The organism is Caulobacter sp. GW821-FHT10A10, assembly GCF_059415745.1.
The window spans coordinates 271,809-288,441 of the sequence record NZ_JBWKNV010000005.1 but is presented as its reverse complement, the minus strand read 5'-3'; the positions used below and the strand labels follow the sequence as shown (position 1 = coordinate 288,441).

Below are 16,633 nucleotides of genomic sequence, written 5' to 3'. Positions count from 1 at the left end.
CAAAGGGCGGCGGCTAGGCGGCTTATGTGCGGCGTTCGGGCGAGGGGAGAGGCGATGGCGGCGGACGATCACGCGGCGGATCCGAGACTGGTCGAGGCCTGGGTCGACGGCTGGGCGCTGTCGCGCGGCGTGGCGCGGCCCGAGCGTATCGCGGGCGGCTTCCACCTGACGGTGGGCGAGCCGGGGCATCTGGCGCGCTACGTCTTTCCCGTGCTCGACGCGGTCGCTCTCGCCCGGCTGGGGCGGGGGATCGGCCAGCCGGGCGTGCTTTTGAAGGCGTTCTGTCCGCCCGAGGCGCTGATCGCGGCCCTCGACGAGCGTTGGCGGCTGGAAAGTTTCGCCGATCTGATGGCGACGGCCCTGGACGGCGCTCCGGCGGTCGAACCCGATCCCGCCTATCGCCTGTCGACGACCCTCGAAGGCGCGGTGCTGGTCATCGCCGCGACGGCCCCGGACGGGACGCTGGCGGCGTCCGGGCGCGCGGCGCTCACTGGACCGTTCGCGGTGTTCGACAAGATCGTCACGGATCCGGCTCACCAGAGGCGAGGTCTCGGCCGGGCCGTGATGACGCGCCTGGCCGCCGAAGCCGTCGCTCGCGGGGCGGCTGAGGGCGTTCTGGCCGCCACCGTCGAGGGGCGGGCGCTCTACGAGGCGCTCGGCTGGCGGTTCGAGGGGCGCCTGCACACGGCGGTCATCCCTGGTCCCGACGCCTAGACGAGATCCTACTTCAGCACGTTCAGCAGCGACGAGCTCTGCAGCGTCGAGAACACCTGGGCCGAGGCCTGGACCGCCAGCTGGGCGGCCTGGAGGCGGGTGACGGCTTCGGCCATGTCGACGTCGACGACGCCGCCGATCATCACCGTCAGGCTGTCGGACTGGTTCTGCAGCGCGGTCTGGGCGTCTTCGAAGCGGCTCTGGTTCAGGCCGTTCTTGCCCTGGGCCGTGGTCAGGTCCTTCTGGGCGGTGTCGAACGAGGGCAGGGCGCCCTTGAGGAAGGTGGTCTGGGCCTCGGTCAGGTTGCCGGTGAACGGGCCGTTGGCGTCGACATAGGCCTGGATCTGCTTGAAGGCGTCGAACAGGCCCGTGCCGAGGGCGTCGCCGAGCACGCCGGTCTTCACCGTCGTCGACTCGTCGATACGGTTGGTGGTGACGTACTGGTCGTTCTGGAACAGCGAGGCCGTGCTGGGCGCGGACGTCAGGTCGGCCATGCTGGTGGCCGTGGTCGTGGGCGTGTCGGTCTTGGCGCCGGAGAACACGTAGTAGCCGTTGGACTTGGTGTTGAGGCCCCGCACCGCGTCGCCGAAGGCGTTCTGCAGCTGCTCCATCAGGGTGGTGGCGTTGCCGGCCGCCAGGGCGTTGGCGATCGCCTCGCGGGCGTCGCCGGCCGCGTCGGAGACCTGGCCGATGCCGGTGTCCTGCATGTCCAGGCGGTTGGAGACCAGCTTGGTCTGGTCCAGGAAGCCGTCGATCTTGGCCTGGGCGCTCTTCATCGCCGTCAGCATCTCGGCGTTCTTGGCGTAGCCCTTCAGGTCGCTGGCGATCTTCTGGCTGGAGACCTGTTCGCCGATCTCGTTCTGGCGCACTTGCGCCAGCATGAGATTGGAGGTCATCACGCCGAAGTTGCTGGAAGTGGAGACACGGGTCATGGGCGGCCTCAGATGAGGTTGGTCAGGACGTCGTACATGTCCTTGCTCGCCTGGATCAGGCGGGCGGAGGCGTTGAACGCCTGCTGGTACGTCGTCAGATTGATGAGCTCTTCGTCGAGATTGACGCCCTCTTGCGACTGGCGCTGGGTGTCGACCTCGGTCTTGACCGAAGCGGTGGCGTCCTTCCGGGACTCGGCGGCGGCCGCCTTGCGGGCGATCGAGCCGGAGAAGTCGGCGGCGTAGCGCAGGACGCTGCTGGTCGCCGCGCCGACGCCGCCGGCGGACGAGAAGCTGACCGTGCTGTCGCCGGCCTTGGCCAGGGCCAGGGCGCCGCGGGCGTCGCCGACGGCCAGGGACGAGGTTCCCGCCGCGGCGGTCAGGTCCAGCTTGGCGAAGGCCAGGCGGCTGGGGTTGGAATCCAGGGTCGCATCGACCGCGTAGCTCGAGGCGCGGGTGCTGCGCTCGGACGGGCCCAGGCCGAACAACTGGCTCAGCGTCGGGCCGCCGGCGCCGCGCTCGGTGTTGTCCTCGACCACCGACAGGGTGACCGGCGAGGCGCTATTGGAGCTGAAGTTCAGCGCGCCCTTGGAGTCGAGCGAGAAGGTTCCGTACTGGCCCGCGCCGTCGCTGCGCGAGTTCATGGCGGTCAGCAGGTCCTGCATGGTGCCGCCCGTCGGGACCGTGACCTTCACGTCGCGGATGCGGCCGCCTTCGACGTCGGTCAGGCGCAGGGTGATGGTGTCGCCGGCGGTGAAGCCGTGCTGCGAGGCCGTGGTCATGCCCGTCTCGTACGGCGAGTAGCCGGTCGAGCGGACGATGTCGTTGAGGCCGAAATAGTGGCTGAAGCCCTTGCCGGCCTTGGTAGACGGGGTGGTGGCGTCGTCGGCGACGGCCACGCCCAGGCCGCCGTTGGCCGACAGGCTGAGCGCGCCGTTCGAGAAGGTGGCCTGGCCGTCGGTTCCCAGGGCGCTGTTCAGCTGGGTCAGGAAGTTGCCGGGCGTGAACGACGGGCCGGCGACGCCGTCGACGGTCATGGAGCCGGCGCTGAAGTCGACGTCGATGCGGCGCTGGATGACGCCGCTGGAGTCGGTCAGGGCGATCGTCGTCTTGCCGGTGAAGCCCGAGAAGGCGGTCGTGGCGTCCAGGCCGGTGTCGCGGCCGGTCATGCTGGTGGGGGCGGGGACCGCGGAGTTGGCGTTGGAGGCGCGGTTCAGCTCTTCCGTCGCGCGGGTGACGAACTCGCCCAGCTGGTCGGACAGGGCCGGCAGCTCGGTGTTGCGCAGCTCCATCAGGCCCTTCAGCTCGCCGCTGCTGATGTACAGCGGGCTGGCCTGGCCGCCGCTGTTGGGCAGGGTGACCGTCAGGTAGCCGTTGGCCGTGGGCGACTGCTCGTACTTGACGGTGGCCGCGCCGTCGCCGGCCAGGCTGAGGCCCTCGGTCGAGCGGATCAACACGCCGCCGTTGGCGCGCTGGCTGACCTGCACGTTCATCAGGCCCGACAGTTCGTCGATCAGGCCGCTCTGGATGTTCTCCGAGCCGGTCGAGTCGACGCCGGTGGTCTTGGCGCGGGTGATGTCGCTGTTCAGTTCGTCGATCTGCTTGAGCAGGACGTTCACGCGGTCGACGTCGGCCGAGATCTTGGTGTCGGCGTCCTTGCCCAGGTTCGACAGGCCGGCGGTGATGCGGCTGGACTCGCCGAGGAAGTCCTCGACCTTGGTCAGGGCCTGGGAGCGCAGCAGCGACGAGGACGGCTCGTCGGCGGCCTGCGAGAAGGCCGAATAGACCTCGTCGAGCATCGAGAAGAAGTTGGTGCTGGCGCTGGGGTCGCCGAACAGCTTCTGGGCGTTGTCGAGCGCGCTGGACAGCGCCGAGGCCCGGCCCGAGTCCGAGGCGGCGTTCAGGCTGGCCGACTGCAGGAAGCGGTCGGTCGCGCGCTTGATCGCGTCGATGTTGACGCCCACCCCCATGCCGTTCGACACGAGGTTCGACTGGCTGACGGTCTTGCGGACGTAGCCGGCGGTGTTGACGTTGGCGATGTTGTCGGAGACGACGCGCAGGCCCGTCTGGGCGGCCATCATCCCCGAAGTCGCGGTGTTCAGGATGGTGTTGAGGGACATCAGAAGTCTCCTGTCCGCCCGGCAAAGCACGAACCACGCGACGCGACCTTGCCCGGCGAAACTTGCCGGGTCCGGGTCGAGAGCGTCTCGTTACAGATGTGCAAACCGTTGAAATACAAGGCGTTGGGTTCCGTGCGCCGTGCGGACGACGAAAAGGTGAGCGCAAGGATGGCGCCAACCCCGGTCCTGGCCCGGCTGCGGCGCGCCGACGCGGCAAACGAGGGGTCATTCTTTCCGTTTCCGCCCGGCAAAAAGCGCCGCAACCTGTCGAAATGAAAGGGTAAATCAGGAGTTAAAATCTTTAAAATCAAAGACTTGTAAGAAATTTCCGGGTTGGCCCGGCGATTGCTCAGGGAACGGCGGATCAAGGCGTGCTCCATCCGAGCCGTCATCCAGCCCGAGCGTACCGACCCGCATGACCGCGATCGCCGCCTCTCTTCCGCTTCCGACGCCCGCCCCGGGCGCCGCCGGCGTTTCCGACGCTTCTGGCGCCGGCGACGTGTTCGGCGCGCTGCTGGCCGCCTCGGGCGACGAAGGCGGGTCCGACCAGGCCGAAGCCCGTCCGACGGGCAAGTCGCAGGCCAAGCCGGCGACCAAGGCCGCCGCCGACCGCAAGGATGGTGAAGACGCTTCCGCGGGCCAGGACGCCGCCGCCGCCCAGGTGGGCGCGGCCGTGGTCGCCGCCATGACCGTTCAACAACAACCGGCCAAGCCGGCCCAGGGCGATGACGCCACAGCGGCCGTGAGCGCCGATGCTTCCACCCAAGCCGCCGCCGGCAAGGGCGAAGGCCTGCTGGCCAAGGCCGCCGAGCTGGTCGGCGACGTGGCGGACACCGTAGCCGGCGCCGCCAAGCTGGCCGGCGCGGCTCCGGTCGCCGCCGCGGCCACGGCCGTCGCCGCCGCCGCCGACCTGACCTCCGACGCCGTCGCCGCGGCTTCGACGACCGAAGGCGAGACCGCCGCGACCGTCGACCTGTCGGCGCTGCAAACCCTGTCGCCGAGCGAGCAGGCCCCGGCCTCCGCCGACCTGACCAAGCTGGCCGAGCAGGCCGCCCTGGCCAACCAGACCGCCAAGACCACCGACAAGTCGGCCGTCGCCGACGCCAAGGCCGCGACCGACGCCGCCCAGCCGGCCGCCGCTTCGCTGGGCGACGAGATCGCCAGCCTGACCGCCGTTCAGACGGCCGCCGAGGACGTGGCCCCCGCCGCGACCGACGCCCAGGCCGTCGAAACCACCGAAGTCGCCGCGTCGGCCGCCCTGACCCAGGCCGCCAAGCCGGCCGAAGCCGCCCCGGTCGCGCCGCAGGCCGGCAAGACCGAGGTCGCCGCCAAGGGCGAGGCCGTGGTCACCGCCCAGGCCGTGGCCGCCGACCAGGCCGCCCACGACGCCGCGACCAACAGCGACGGCGACAAGAGCGGCGCCGACGCCTTCGCCAAGATGGCGACCGACACCGCCCCGACCGACGCGCCCGCCGCCAAGATCGACGCGACCTTCACCCCGACCGTCCAGACCCAGGCCACGCAAACGGCCCAGGCGCCGGCCGAGACCATCGTCCGCGGCTCGCCCGAGACGGTCGCGGCCCTGTCGGCAGAGATCAGCAAGAAGCTCGACGCCAAGTCGACCCGCTTCGACATCGTCCTGACGCCGGAAGGCCTGGGCAAGGTCGACGTGCAGGTGCGCATCGGCGCCGAGGGCAAGCTGACCGCGACCCTGGCCTTCGACAATCCGCAAGCGGCCGCCGACCTGCGTCACCGCGCCGGCGAACTGCGCCAGGCGCTGAGCCAGGCCGGCTTCGACGTCGCCGACAACGCCCTGAAGTTCGACGTGTCGAGCCAGGGCGGCAACAGCGGCCAGGGCCAGCAGCAGAACGCCTTCTTCGACTTCCAGGGCGGCGACCACGGCCGCCGCGCCTTCGCCGGCCGCGCCTTCGCGGGCGCCGCCGTCGAGGACATCCCCACCGTTTCGGCTTCGTCGCTGATCCCTGGTTACCGCGGTGCGGAAACCAGCGGCGTCGACGTCAAGATCTAGGAGCAAGCGTCATGGCCACCACGACCGCGACGTCCAGCAGCACCTCGGTGCTCGACAAGATCAACAACTCCAGGAACTCGCTCGCCAGCAGCGAAGAGACCTTCCTGAAGCTGCTGACCACCCAGATGAAGAACCAGGATCCGTTGTCGCCGATGGATTCCAACGCCTTCACCGGCCAGATCGTCCAGATGACGGGCGTCGAGCAGCAGCTGGTCACCAACGACCTGCTGGCGGCTCTGGTCGGCATGAACGACGGCGGCCTGACCAACGCCCTGGGCATGATGGACAAGCTGGCCACGGCCGAGACCGACAAGGCCACCATCAAGAACGGCAAGGCCGACTGGAGCTACACCCAGGCCCAGGCCGGCACCTCGGTGAAGATCGAGGTCCTCGACAAGTACGGCGCGACGATCGCCACCAAGTACCCGGACGACATGTCCAAGGGCGACCACACCTTCACCTGGGACGGCAAGTCCGACGAGGGCACGGCCCAGGCGGAAGGCGGCGAATACACCCTGAAGATCACCGCCATCAACGCCGATGGCGCGAACATCACCACCAGCTCCAAGGGCCGGATCGAAGGCATCGTGACCGCGGTGACCAACGAGAGCGGCCAGAACATGGTCACCATCGACGGGGTCAAGGTCCCGATCAGTTCGGTGATCGGCGTCACCAACCCGCCGGCGACCACCACCAGCTAAGGCCCCGCCGGCCTCTACCGAATGAACCGGGCGTCAGAATGACGCCGACGTGGTCCCCCCGAGCCAGATGGCCGACCCGGACCCAAACGCAAACAGCGCTGAACCCCTCGACACAAACTTCACGAGCAGGAATTCAGTCATGTCCATCAACAGCGCCATGCTCGCCGGCGTCTCCGGTCTGGTCGCCAACTCCTCGGCCCTGGCCGCCATCTCGGACAACATCGCCAACGTCAACACCGTCGGCTACAAGCGTTCGTCGGCCAACTTCTCGACCCTGGTCACCTCGCAGAGCAAGAACAGCACCTACAGCGCCGGCGGCGTGAAGGCGCTGACGCACCAGTTCATCAGCCAGCAGGGCCTGACCCAGTCGACGACCTCGAACCTCGACCTGTCGATCGCCGGTTCGGGCTTCTTCGTCACCACCGAGAAGCCGGAAGGCCTGACGGCCACCGACACCCGCTCGTTCACCCGCGCCGGCTCGTTCCAGCTGGACAACCTGGGCTACCTGAAGAACGACGCCGGCCTCTACCTGCAGGGCTGGCTGGCCGACCCGGTCACCGGCGCGATCACGCCCGACCCGTCGGACCTGACCCAGCTGTCGTCGATCAATGTGGGCAGCGTCGGCGGCACGGCCGAAAAGACCACCCGCGTCGGCGTCAACGCCAACCTGCGCTCGGAACAGCCGGTCTCGGCCTCGGCCAGCTTCACCACGGCCGCCAAGACCGTGACCGACAGCGCCGCGGTGATCCACAACGCCTACAAGGTGAACTACGCCCCGACCGGCACCGCCGGCACCTACGACGTCACCCTGTATGACGGCACGAACGCCATCGCCACCGGCCAGGCGGTGTACGACACCACCACCGGCGCCCTGACCAGCTTCACCCAGACGGGCGCCACCGGTCCGTCGACCACCATCGACATCGGCGGCGGCACCACCGTGACCCTGGCCTCGCTGGGCGCGGACACCAGCGCCGAAGCGGCCGCCGGCGGCATCTATGACCCGGCCACCAACTCGATGTCGGACTACGCGCTCGACAGCACCACCGGCGTGAAGCCGGACTTCGAGATCCAGGTTCCGATCTCGGACTCCAAGGGCGGCCAGCGCAACGTCACCCTGTCGCTGCTCAAGGGCCCCGGCCCGAACGAGTGGTACGCCGAACTGCGCGCCAAGCCGGGCGACCTGGACAACAACGCCAACGGCCTGATCAGCTCGGGCAAGATCACCTTCACCACCGACGGCAAGCTGTCTTCGACCGGCACGCTGTTCGGCACGACCAACCCGACCTCGATCACCATCGACGCCTCGGACCCCACCGCCACCGGCACGGGTCCGCGCTGGGCCGACGGCCTGGGCATCGACAGCCAGTCGGTGCAGATCGACCTGGCCAACGCCGCCGGCGGCCTGACCCAGTACAACAGCCAGTCGGTCGTGCAGTCGGTCAACACCAACGGCACCGCCTTCGGCAACCTGACCAACATCGAAGTCGATGAAGACGGCTACGTCTCGGCGATCTTCGACAACGGCGTCACCCGCCGCATCGCCCAGGTGGCGGTCGCGACCTTCTCGAATCCGAACGGCCTGAAGGGCGTCAACGGCAACGCCTACCGCGTCACCAATGAAAGCGGCACCTACAGCCTGAAGACCCCGGGCTCGGGCGGCGCCGGTTCTCTGGCTCCTTCGACGCTGGAAGCTTCGACTGTCGACCTGTCGACTGAGTTCACCGGCCTCATCACTACGCAACGCGCCTACTCGGCGTCGTCGAAAATCATCACCACCGCTGATCAGATGCTGGAAGAACTTCTGAGCATTAAGCGCTGATCATAGGTATTAACCGCTTTTAATCAGAGTGTGTCACATCGATACACTTTGATAGCCTGGGGAAGTCCGATGTTTAGGTCTTTCTTTACTACTGGAATTAAGCCGCTGTTATTTCCCGGCGCCTATATTCCTCATCAACAGTGATGGTTGTGGGAAAGGCGTAAAGCCATGTTGCAGCAGCAGCGCACGAACAGCCGGGGTGAAAAGTACGTCATCGGTCCGACCGGTGCGCCTCTTACCCTGTCGGATCTGCCGCCTCCGGAAACCCAGCGTTGGGTGATCCGGCGTAAGGCCGAGGTGGTGGCCGCCGTCCGCGGTGGTCTCCTCTCGCTCGACGAGGCGTGCGATCGTTACAAGCTGACCAACGAGGAATTCCTCGCCTGGCAGCAGTCTATCGACCGGCACGGCCTGGCGGGTCTTCGGACCACCCGGCTTCAGCAATACCGCTAAACGGCGGAAAAACTGATAGGGCGCGAGGGGTTATGCTCCGCAAAGCGCCCGAACGGTCTGTTCAGCGGCCGCGTCCCCCGGGACGCGGCCGCGACCATTTGGCGCCTTCGTCATCTTCATCCGGCCCCAAATCTAAAGCCCGCGTTAACCATCGACTGGGTAAATCCTGCCTAGCGACGGCGGGCTCCGGTCTGTCTCGCATGCGCCCCGTTCGGACGCGGTTTGAGGGACAGGCCCAGTGGATAAATTCCTGAGCGCGATTCAGAGGTTCGGCGTCGGTCGACTGGCCGCCCTGGCGGGCGTCGCCGTCGGCTCCATCGCCGTGCTGGCCGCGGTCGTCATGATGCTGGGCAAGCAGCCGAACGAGCTGCTGTACTCGAACCTCGACCTCAAGGAAGCCTCGTCGGTCACCCAGGCGCTGGACCAGGCCGGCATCAAGTACGAGACCAAGGGCGACGGCTCGACCATCATGGTCGCCCGCGACAAGGTCAATTCCGCCCGCCTGCTGGTTTCGGGCAAGGGCCTCGTGACCTCGGGCTCGATCGGCTACGAGATCTTCGACAATTCCACGGCGCTGGGTCAGACCGACTTCGTCCAGCAGCTGAACCGCCAACGCGCCCTGCAGGGCGAGCTGGAACGCACCATCCGCGGCTGGCAGGGCGTGCGCGACGTCCGCGTCCACCTGGTCCTGCCCAAGCGCCAGCTGTTCGAGGAAGACGCCGAGCAACCGTCGGCCGCCGTCACCATCGGCACCGCCGGCCGCGAAGCCTCGTCCGACATGGTCTCGGCCATCCAGAACCTGATCGCCGGCTCGGTCCCGGGCATGAAGGGCGAGCGCGTCAACGTCATCGACGAGCGCGGCAAGACCCTGTCGGCCGGCGGCGACGAGAGCCTGGCCGGCAAGCTGGCCCAGGACCGCAAGTCGGAAGCCGAAGCCCGCATCGGCAAGAGCGTGAAGGAAATGCTCGACGGCGTCCTCGGCCCGGGCAAGGCCCGCGTCACGGTCACCGCCGACATCGACCTGAACCGCGTCACCACCCAGGAAAAGAAGTACGATCCGGACGGCCAGGTCGTGCGCTCGGAAAGCACCAGCGCCAACAACGCCTCCGAGACCAAGAACGAAGACAACAGCGGCGTCACCGCCACCCAGAACATCCCCGGCGGCCAGCCCGGCGGCGCGCAGCCGATCGGCTCGACCTCGGGCGGCAACGAGACCACCACCAACTACGAGATCTCCGAGTCGGTCCGCACCGAAGTGGTCGAGCCGGGCGCCATGAAGAAGGTCGCCGTGGCCGTGGCCGTGGACGGCGTCACCGCCGCCCCGGGCAAGGACGGCAAGCCGGGCGCCTACACCCCGCGCACCGCCGAAGAGATCGCCCAGATCGAAGAACTGGTGAAGACCGCCATCGGCTACGACGCCGCCCGCGGCGACCAGGTGAAGGTCACCAACATCCGCTTCCCCACGGCCGAGGACCAGGGCCTGACCGAAGGCGGCCTGATGTCGGGCTTCGACAAGAACGACCTGATGCGCATCGCCGAGATCGGCGTCCTGGCCGTCGTCGCCCTGCTGATCCTGCTGTTCGCGGTGCGTCCGTTCCTGAAGAGCCTGAGCCAGCCGGCCGGCGGTCACCCGATCCAGATGGCCCTGGGCCACGACGGCTCGCCGGCCGTGACCCGCCTGGTCACCCTGTCGGACGGCACCACCCAGCAGGTCGTCGTCGACCAGTCGGGCGAGCCGATCGCCATCGCCGGCCCGACCAGCGACATCGATCAGCGCATCGACATCGCCAAGATCGAGGGTCAGGTTAAGGCCTCGTCGATCAAGCGCGTCTCGGAGTTCGTCGAGCGCCACCCTGAAGAGTCGGTCGCGATCCTGCGCAACTGGCTGCACGAGTCGGAGTGACGGGATGAAGGCCGCCGTCAACGACATCTCCAAGCTGGCCGGGCCCGAAAAGGCCGCCATCGTCCTGCTCGCGCTGGGCGAAGAGCACACCAAGATCTGGGAAGCTCTGGACGACGAGGAGATCAAGGAAGTCTCGCAGGCCATGGCCAGCCTCGGCACGGTCTCGGCCAGCGTCGTGGAAGAGCTGCTGGTCGAGTTCGTCTCGGGCATGAGCTCGACCGGCGCGATCATGGGCTCGTACGAACAGACCCAGCGCCTGCTGCAGTCGTTCATGCCGCCCGAGAAGGTCGACGCCCTGATGGAGGAGATCCGCGGTCCGGCGGGTCGAACCATGTGGGACAAGCTCGGCAACGTGAACGAGGCCGTGCTCGCCAACTACCTGAAGAACGAATACCCGCAGACCGTCGCCGTCGTGCTGTCGAAGGTGAAGAGCGACCACGCCGCCCGCGTCCTGGCCTGCCTGCCGGAAGACTTCGCGCTGGAATGCGTCACCCGCATGCTGCGCATGGAGCCGGTGCAGCGCGAGATCCTCGACAAGATCGAGCAGACCCTGCGGATCGAGTTCATGTCGAACCTGGCGCGCACCTCCAAGCGCGACAGCCACGAGATGATGGCCGAGATCTTCAACAACTTCGACCGCCAGACCGAAGCCCGCTTCATCGCCGCTCTGGAAGAGCGCAACCGCGAGGCGGCCGAGCGCATCCGGGCCCTGATGTTCGTGTTCGAGGACCTGTCGAAGCTGGATCCGGGCGGCGTGCAGACCCTGCTGCGCGCCACCGGCAAGGAACAGCTGGCCCTGGCCCTGAAGGGCGCCTCGGACAAGCTGCGCGAGATGTTCTTCTCCAACATGTCCGAGCGCGCGTCGAAGATCATGCGCGAGGACATGGAAAGCATGGGCCCGGTGCGTCTGAAGGACGTCGACCAGGCCCAGGTCGCCATGGTCCAGATCGCCAAGGATCTCGCCGCCAAGGGCGAGATCATGCTGGCCGGTTCGGGCAGCGACGACGAGCTGATCTACTGAGGCGCGCGGGATGACCAACGGAACCTATCAGCGCTTCGCCTTCGACACGGTCTTCGACGACCGTGGCGGGGTGGCCTACGAGGCCCCCAAGGTGAAGAAGGCTTTCACCCCCGAGGAAGTCGAGGCCGCCAAGGCCGAGGCCTTCGCGCAAGGGGAGCGTTCGGCCGTGGCCCGCGCCGAGCAGGAGGCCGCCCAGGCCCTGAACGCCATCGCCCACGCGGTGCACGGTGCGATGTCGACCCTGGCCGCCGTCGCCCACGAACACCGCGAGAGCGCCGCGCGCCTGGCCCTGGCCTGCGCCAACAAGATCGCCGACGCGGCCCTGGACCAGTTCCCCGAGGCGCCCGCCTCGGCGGCCCTGATCGCCCTGGCCCGCGAGGTCGAGGCCTCGCCGAAGCTCAGCGTCCGGGTCGCCCCCCACCTCGTGGAGCGCACCCAGGCCGCTCTGGAACAGACCGCCCACGCCGTCGGCTATCCGGGCGCGATCGTCGCCCGCGCCGACCCCAACCAGCCGCCCGCCGCCTTCGTCCTCGACTGGGGCGACGGCCGGGCCGAATTCAATCCGGACGAGGCGGCGCAACGCGTCGCCGAAGCCCTGGACGCCGCCATCGCGGCCGAAGGGCTGCACGCCGAACCCCTGCTTCCTAGCGAAGGCTGACCGCCATGTCCGACGACCTGACCCTCAACGATTTCAACGGCGGCATGCTCGCCTCGGAGATCCCGGTCGAGCTGAGCGACAAGATCGCCTCCGACCTGGCGCCGGTGTTCGATGTTCCCGTCAACATCTCGGCGGTGCTCGGCCGCTCCAACATGTCGGTCGCCCAGCTGCTGCAGCTGCAGGCCGGCTCGATCCTCGAGCTCGACCGCAAGGTCGGCGAGGCGATCGACATCTACGTCAACAACCGCCTGGTCGCCCGGGGCGAGGTCGTCGTCGTCGACGAGCGCCTGGGCGTGACCATGACGGAAATCATCAAGGACGGCGACGCCGCGGGCTGAGCCCCCGGTTTCGAAAGTCCCCAGTCGTCCGCGCCCCTTCGAAAAAGGGGCGAAGCAGTAGAAGATCGGTCCGGAAGGGCCGCCCGGAGAGAATACGATGCGCCTCTTGGTCGTTGGAAAACTGAACGGTCAGCTCTCGGTCGCCGTGAAGATGGCGATGAACGCCGGGGCCAAGGTTTCGCACGTCGAGACGACGGAGCAGGCGACCAACGCGCTGCGGGCCGGGCAGGGCGCCGACCTGATGATGGTCGACTACGGCCTCGACATCGCCGGCCTGATCGCCGCCAACGAGAGCGAGCGCATGCGGGTGCCGGTGGTGGCCTGCGGCGTCGACGCCGACCCGATGCGCGCCGCCGCCGCCATCAAGGCCGGGGCCAAGGAATTCATCCCGCTGCCGCCGGACGCCGAGCTGATCGCCGCTGTCCTGGCCGCGGTGACCGACGACAACCGTCCGATGATCGCCCGCGACCCCAACATGGAGCAGGTGATCCGCCTGGCCGACCAGGTCGCCCCGTCGGACGCCTCGATCCTGATCACCGGCGAAAGCGGCTCGGGTAAGGAAGTGATGGCCCGCCACGTCCACGCCAAGTCGCGTCGGGCCAAGGCGCCGTTCATCAGCGTCAACTGCGCCGCCATCCCCGAGAACCTGCTGGAAAGCGAGCTGTTCGGCCACGAGAAGGGGGCCTTCACGGGCGCCCTGGCCCGCCGCATCGGCAAGTTCGAGGAAGCCAACGGCGGCACCCTGCTGCTGGACGAAATCTCGGAAATGGACGTGCGCCTGCAAGCCAAGCTGCTGCGCGCCATCCAGGAGCGCGAGATCGACCGCGTCGGCGGCACCAAGCCGGTGAAGGTCGACATCCGCATCCTCGCGACCAGCAACCGCAACCTGGCCGATGCGGTCAAGGAAGGCGTGTTCCGCGAAGACCTGCTCTACCGCCTGAACGTGGTGAACCTGGCCCTGCCGCCGCTGCGCGAACGCCCGGGCGACATCATCAATCTGTGCGAGCACTTCGTGAAGAAGTACTCGGCCGCCAACGGCATCGACCTGAAGCCGATCTCGGCCGAGGCCAAGCGCCGCCTGATCGCCCACCGCTGGCCGGGCAACGTGCGCGAGCTGGAAAACGCCATGCATCGCGCGGTGCTGCTGTCGACCGGTCCGGAGATCGAGGAGTTCGCCATCCGCCTGCCGGACGGCCAGCCCCTGGCCCCGGCCCCCGACGCGGCCGTGGCCCGCGGCGCCTCGATGGCGGCGGCCGAGGCCGTGGCTTCGGCGGCGACCCGCAATTTCGTCGGCCAGACGGTCGCCGAGATGGAGCAGACCCTGATCATCGACACGCTCGAGCACTGCCTGGGCAACCGCACCCACGCGGCCAACATCCTGGGCATCTCGATCCGCACCCTGCGCAACAAGCTCAAGGAATACGGCGACGCCGGCGTCAACGTGCCGCCTCCGCAGGGCGGCGTCGGCGCCGCGGCCTAAACCTTGAGTACGTAACGCCGTTCGGCGCCCGCGACGATCGGTCCGGCGCCGAACATGGCTAATTTCGATTAAGGAGATGGCGGGCCGCTCCAAATCGCTCCAAGCGGAACGGTCCACTCCCGTAGACAGCAGCAAGGCTTTCCATGGCTGACGCCGCCGCCCCCAAGGCCGCAAGCTCGATCCCCAGCGCCAAGTCGCTGTGGGAAGGGATCCTGCGCGGCGAGATGGGCCTGGCCGTCGGCGTCGTCGGCATCATCGTCCTGCTGATCCTGCCCGTGCCGCCGTTCCTGCTGGACGTGCTGCTGGCCGTGTCGCTGACCGGCTCGGTGCTGATCCTGATGACGGCGGTGCTGATCAAGAAGCCGCTGGAATTCACCTCGTTCCCGACCGTGCTGCTGGTCGCGACCCTCTATCGCCTGGGCCTCAACATCGCCTCGACCCGCCTGATCCTGGGCAATGGTCACGAGGGCGGCCACGGGGCCGGCGCGGTCATCGCCGCCTTCGGCAACCTGATGATGCAGGGCAACTTCGTCATCGGCGTGATCGTGTTCATCATCCTGGTGGTGGTGAACTTCATGGTCGTCACCAAGGGTTCGGGCCGGATCGCGGAAGTCGCGGCCCGCTTCACCCTGGACGCCATGCCCGGCAAGCAGATGGCCATCGACGCCGACCTGTCGACCGGCCTGATCGACCAGGACACCGCCAAGATCCGCCGCAAGGAACTGGAGCAGGAAAGCACCTTCTTCGGCGCCATGGACGGCGCCAGCAAGTTCGTGAAGGGCGACGCCGTCGCCGGCCTGATCATCACCGGCATCAACATCGTCGGCGGCATCCTGATCGGCGTCGTCCAGCACAAGGTGCCGATCGGCGAGGCCGCCTCGACCTACACCCTGATGACCATCGGCGACGGCCTGGTCAGCCAGATCCCGGCCCTGATCATCTCGATCGCCGCCGGTCTGGTGGTGTCGAAGGCCGGTGTCGAGGGCAGCGCCGACAAGGCCCTGACCACCCAGCTGGCCATGAACCCGGTCGCCCTGGGCATGGTCTCGGCCTCGTCGGGCGTCATCGCCCTGATCCCGGGCATGCCGCTGCTGCCGTTCGCCGGCTTGGCGGTCGGCGCGGGCTTCCTGGCCTATCGCCGCGCCCAGCAGGCCAAGCTGGCCCCCGCCAAGGAGGCCGCGGCCGCGGCGGCCAAGGCCGCCGCCGATGCGCCGGCCGAGCCGGAAGAAGAGCCGATCAGCGCGGCCCTGGCCATCGACGACGTCAAGATCGAGCTGGGCTACGGCTTGCTGACCCTGATCAACGACCTGGAAGGCCGCCGCCTGACCGACCAGATCCGCGCCCTGCGCAAGACCCTGGCCACCGAGTTCGGCTTCGTCATGCCCCCGGTGCGGATCCTCGACAACATGCGCCTGGCCAACCAGGGCTACGCCATCCGCATCAAGGAGATGGAGGCGGGTCTTGGTGAAGTGCGCCTTGGCCACCTGATGGCCATGGACCCGCGCGGCGGCCAGGTGGAGCTGCCCGGCGAGCACGTGCGCGAACCGGCCTTCGGCCTGCCGGCCACCTGGGTCGCTGACGACCTGCGCGAGGAAGCGACGTTCCGCGGCTATACCGTCGTGGATCCGGCCACCGTGCTGACCACGCACCTGACCGAGATCCTCAAGGAGAACATGGCCGACCTGCTCTCCTACGCCGAGGTGCAGAAGCTCCTGAAGGAGCTGCCGGAAAACCAGAAGAAGCTCGTCGACGACCTGATCCCCGGCGTGGTCAACGCCGCCACGATCCAGCGCGTGCTGCAGGCCCTGCTCAAGGAGCGCGTCTCGATCCGCGACCTGCCGCAGATCCTAGAAGGCATCGGCGAGGCGGCCCCGCACACCAGCTCGGTCACCCAGTTGGTCGAGCAGGTCCGCGCGCGCCTGGCCCGCCAGCTGTGCTGGGCCAACCGCGGCGACGACGGCGCCCTGCCGATCATCACCCTGTCGGCCGACTGGGAGCAGGCCTTCGCCGACGCCCTGATCGGGCCCGGCGACGACAAGCAGCTGGCCCTGGCCCCGTCGCGCCTGCAGGACTTCATCCGCGGCGTGCGCGACACCTTCGAGCGCGCCGCCCTGCAGGGCGAGTCGCCGGTGCTGCTGACCAGCCCGGCCATCCGCCCCTACGTCCGCTCGATCATCGAGCGCTTCCGGGGCCAGACCGTGGTGATGAGCCAGAACGAGATCCACCCCCGCGCCCGTCTGAAGACGGTGGGGATGGTCTAGGGCCGCCTCTTAAGGCTTCGCCGGCTTGTTGTTGATCACCGAGACCGAGACGCCGGGCTTCTCGACACCCGGGCAGGCGCCCGGGACGTTGCAGTTGTAGGTGATGGTCGTGCAGCCCGTCGTGACGAGCAGCAGGGCGAGACAAAGGGTGAGGCGCAAGGCTGGCTCCCGTGAGTGAGGCGCTTCCTTGCTAGCGCCCGGCCGGCC

15 protein-coding genes are annotated in these 16,633 nt (G+C 68.2%); 11 read left to right on the top strand and 4 right to left on the bottom strand.

Annotated elements, in window-relative coordinates; genetic code table 11:
• Positions 1-54: 54 nt before the first annotated feature.
• Positions 55-714 carry a GNAT family N-acetyltransferase gene (locus tag AC07NS_RS15595; protein WP_494604640.1) on the top strand — a complete coding sequence of 220 codons (660 nt, stop codon included), beginning with the start codon at positions 55-57 and terminating at the stop codon, positions 712-714.
• Between the two features lie 8 nt (positions 715-722).
• On the opposite strand, the gene AC07NS_RS15590 is transcribed toward AC07NS_RS15595, so the two are convergent.
• The 3 genes from AC07NS_RS15590 to AC07NS_RS15580 are packed head-to-tail and all read right to left on the bottom strand — an operon-like array spanning position 723 to position 4,131.
• Positions 723-1,646, bottom strand: a complete 924-nt coding sequence (locus AC07NS_RS15590; protein ID WP_494604639.1) for a flagellin — start codon at positions 1,644-1,646, stop codon at positions 723-725.
• An 8-nt stretch (positions 1,647-1,654) separates the two neighbouring features.
• Entirely contained in the window at positions 1,655-3,763 is a 2,109-nt protein-coding gene (flgK, locus tag AC07NS_RS15585; protein WP_494604637.1) for a flagellar hook-associated protein FlgK, read from the bottom strand.
• Positions 3,763-4,131: a hypothetical protein gene (locus AC07NS_RS15580; protein WP_494604635.1), complete on the bottom strand. Its 369-nt coding sequence runs from the start codon at positions 4,129-4,131 to the stop codon at positions 3,763-3,765. Before AC07NS_RS15580 ends, flgK begins: the two co-directional genes overlap by 1 nt.
• Positions 4,132-4,178: 47 nt before the next feature.
• Here AC07NS_RS15580 and AC07NS_RS15575 point away from each other — a divergent pair, with 47 nt between their 5' ends.
• From AC07NS_RS15575 to flhA, 10 genes are all read left to right on the top strand, one after another.
• The gene (locus AC07NS_RS15575) at positions 4,179-5,792 is read left to right on the top strand and encodes a flagellar hook-length control protein FliK (RefSeq protein ID WP_494604634.1); all 1,614 of its coding nucleotides are present in this window, start codon (positions 4,179-4,181) and stop codon (positions 5,790-5,792) included.
• 11 nt (positions 5,793-5,803) lie between these two features.
• Positions 5,804-6,493 carry a flagellar hook assembly protein FlgD gene (locus AC07NS_RS15570; protein ID WP_494604632.1) on the top strand — a complete coding sequence of 230 codons (690 nt, stop codon included), beginning with the start codon at positions 5,804-5,806 and terminating at the stop codon, positions 6,491-6,493.
• 139 nt (positions 6,494-6,632) lie between these two features.
• Positions 6,633-8,315, top strand: coding sequence for a flagellar hook protein FlgE (gene flgE / locus AC07NS_RS15565; protein ID WP_494604630.1), 1,683 nt, complete (start codon positions 6,633-6,635; stop codon positions 8,313-8,315).
• A gap of 168 nt (positions 8,316-8,483) precedes the next feature.
• Positions 8,484-8,765 (top strand): CtrA inhibitor SciP, encoded by a 282-nt coding sequence (gene sciP, locus AC07NS_RS15560; protein WP_007675208.1) that lies wholly within the window; start codon positions 8,484-8,486, stop codon positions 8,763-8,765.
• Between the two features lie 238 nt (positions 8,766-9,003).
• Positions 9,004-10,668, top strand: coding sequence for a flagellar basal-body MS-ring/collar protein FliF (gene fliF, locus AC07NS_RS15555; protein ID WP_494604629.1), 1,665 nt, complete (start codon positions 9,004-9,006; stop codon positions 10,666-10,668).
• Between the two features lie 4 nt (positions 10,669-10,672).
• The gene (gene fliG / locus AC07NS_RS15550) at positions 10,673-11,689 is read left to right on the top strand and encodes a flagellar motor switch protein FliG (protein WP_487287764.1); all 1,017 of its coding nucleotides are present in this window, start codon (positions 10,673-10,675) and stop codon (positions 11,687-11,689) included.
• Between the two features lie 10 nt (positions 11,690-11,699).
• Entirely contained in the window at positions 11,700-12,347 is a 648-nt protein-coding gene (locus tag AC07NS_RS15545) for a FliH/SctL family protein (RefSeq protein ID WP_494604628.1), read from the top strand.
• Between the two features lie 5 nt (positions 12,348-12,352).
• Positions 12,353-12,685 carry a flagellar motor switch protein FliN gene (fliN, locus tag AC07NS_RS15540; protein ID WP_058346608.1) on the top strand — a complete coding sequence of 111 codons (333 nt, stop codon included), beginning with the start codon at positions 12,353-12,355 and terminating at the stop codon, positions 12,683-12,685.
• Positions 12,686-12,782: 97 nt separating this feature from the next.
• Entirely contained in the window at positions 12,783-14,165 is a 1,383-nt protein-coding gene (gene flbD, locus AC07NS_RS15535) for a sigma-54-dependent transcriptional regulator FlbD (protein ID WP_494604626.1), read from the top strand.
• Positions 14,166-14,308: 143 nt separating this feature from the next.
• Complete coding sequence (gene flhA / locus AC07NS_RS15530) at positions 14,309-16,426, top strand: flagellar biosynthesis protein FlhA (protein WP_494604624.1); 2,118 nt, start codon at positions 14,309-14,311, stop codon at positions 16,424-16,426.
• A 9-nt stretch (positions 16,427-16,435) separates the two neighbouring features.
• On the opposite strand, the gene AC07NS_RS15525 is transcribed toward flhA, so the two are convergent.
• A complete protein-coding gene (locus AC07NS_RS15525) occupies positions 16,436-16,585 on the bottom strand; it encodes a hypothetical protein (RefSeq protein ID WP_494604623.1) in 150 nt (49 codons plus the stop codon).
• Positions 16,586-16,633: the final 48 nt, after the last annotated feature.

Bases quoted from the DNA above. Each gene is read 5' to 3' on its own strand.
- AC07NS_RS15575 (WP_494604634.1), top strand. From the start codon at position 4,179: ATGACCGCGATCGCCGCCTCTCTTCCGCTTCCGACGCCCGCCCCGGGC.
- AC07NS_RS15590 (WP_494604639.1), bottom strand. From the start codon at position 1,646: ATGACCCGTGTCTCCACTTCCAGCAACTTCGGCGTGATGACCTCCAAT.
- flbD (WP_494604626.1), top strand. From the start codon at position 12,783: ATGCGCCTCTTGGTCGTTGGAAAACTGAACGGTCAGCTCTCGGTCGCC.
- flhA (WP_494604624.1), top strand. From the start codon at position 14,309: ATGGCTGACGCCGCCGCCCCCAAGGCCGCAAGCTCGATCCCCAGCGCC.
- fliG (WP_487287764.1), top strand. From the start codon at position 10,673: ATGAAGGCCGCCGTCAACGACATCTCCAAGCTGGCCGGGCCCGAAAAG.
- fliN (WP_058346608.1), top strand. From the start codon at position 12,353: ATGTCCGACGACCTGACCCTCAACGATTTCAACGGCGGCATGCTCGCC.
- AC07NS_RS15595 (WP_494604640.1), top strand. From the start codon at position 55: ATGGCGGCGGACGATCACGCGGCGGATCCGAGACTGGTCGAGGCCTGG.
- AC07NS_RS15570 (WP_494604632.1), top strand. From the start codon at position 5,804: ATGGCCACCACGACCGCGACGTCCAGCAGCACCTCGGTGCTCGACAAG.
- flgK (WP_494604637.1), bottom strand. From the start codon at position 3,763: ATGTCCCTCAACACCATCCTGAACACCGCGACTTCGGGGATGATGGCC.
- sciP (WP_007675208.1), top strand. From the start codon at position 8,484: ATGTTGCAGCAGCAGCGCACGAACAGCCGGGGTGAAAAGTACGTCATC.
- flgE (WP_494604630.1), top strand. From the start codon at position 6,633: ATGTCCATCAACAGCGCCATGCTCGCCGGCGTCTCCGGTCTGGTCGCC.
- AC07NS_RS15545 (WP_494604628.1), top strand. From the start codon at position 11,700: ATGACCAACGGAACCTATCAGCGCTTCGCCTTCGACACGGTCTTCGAC.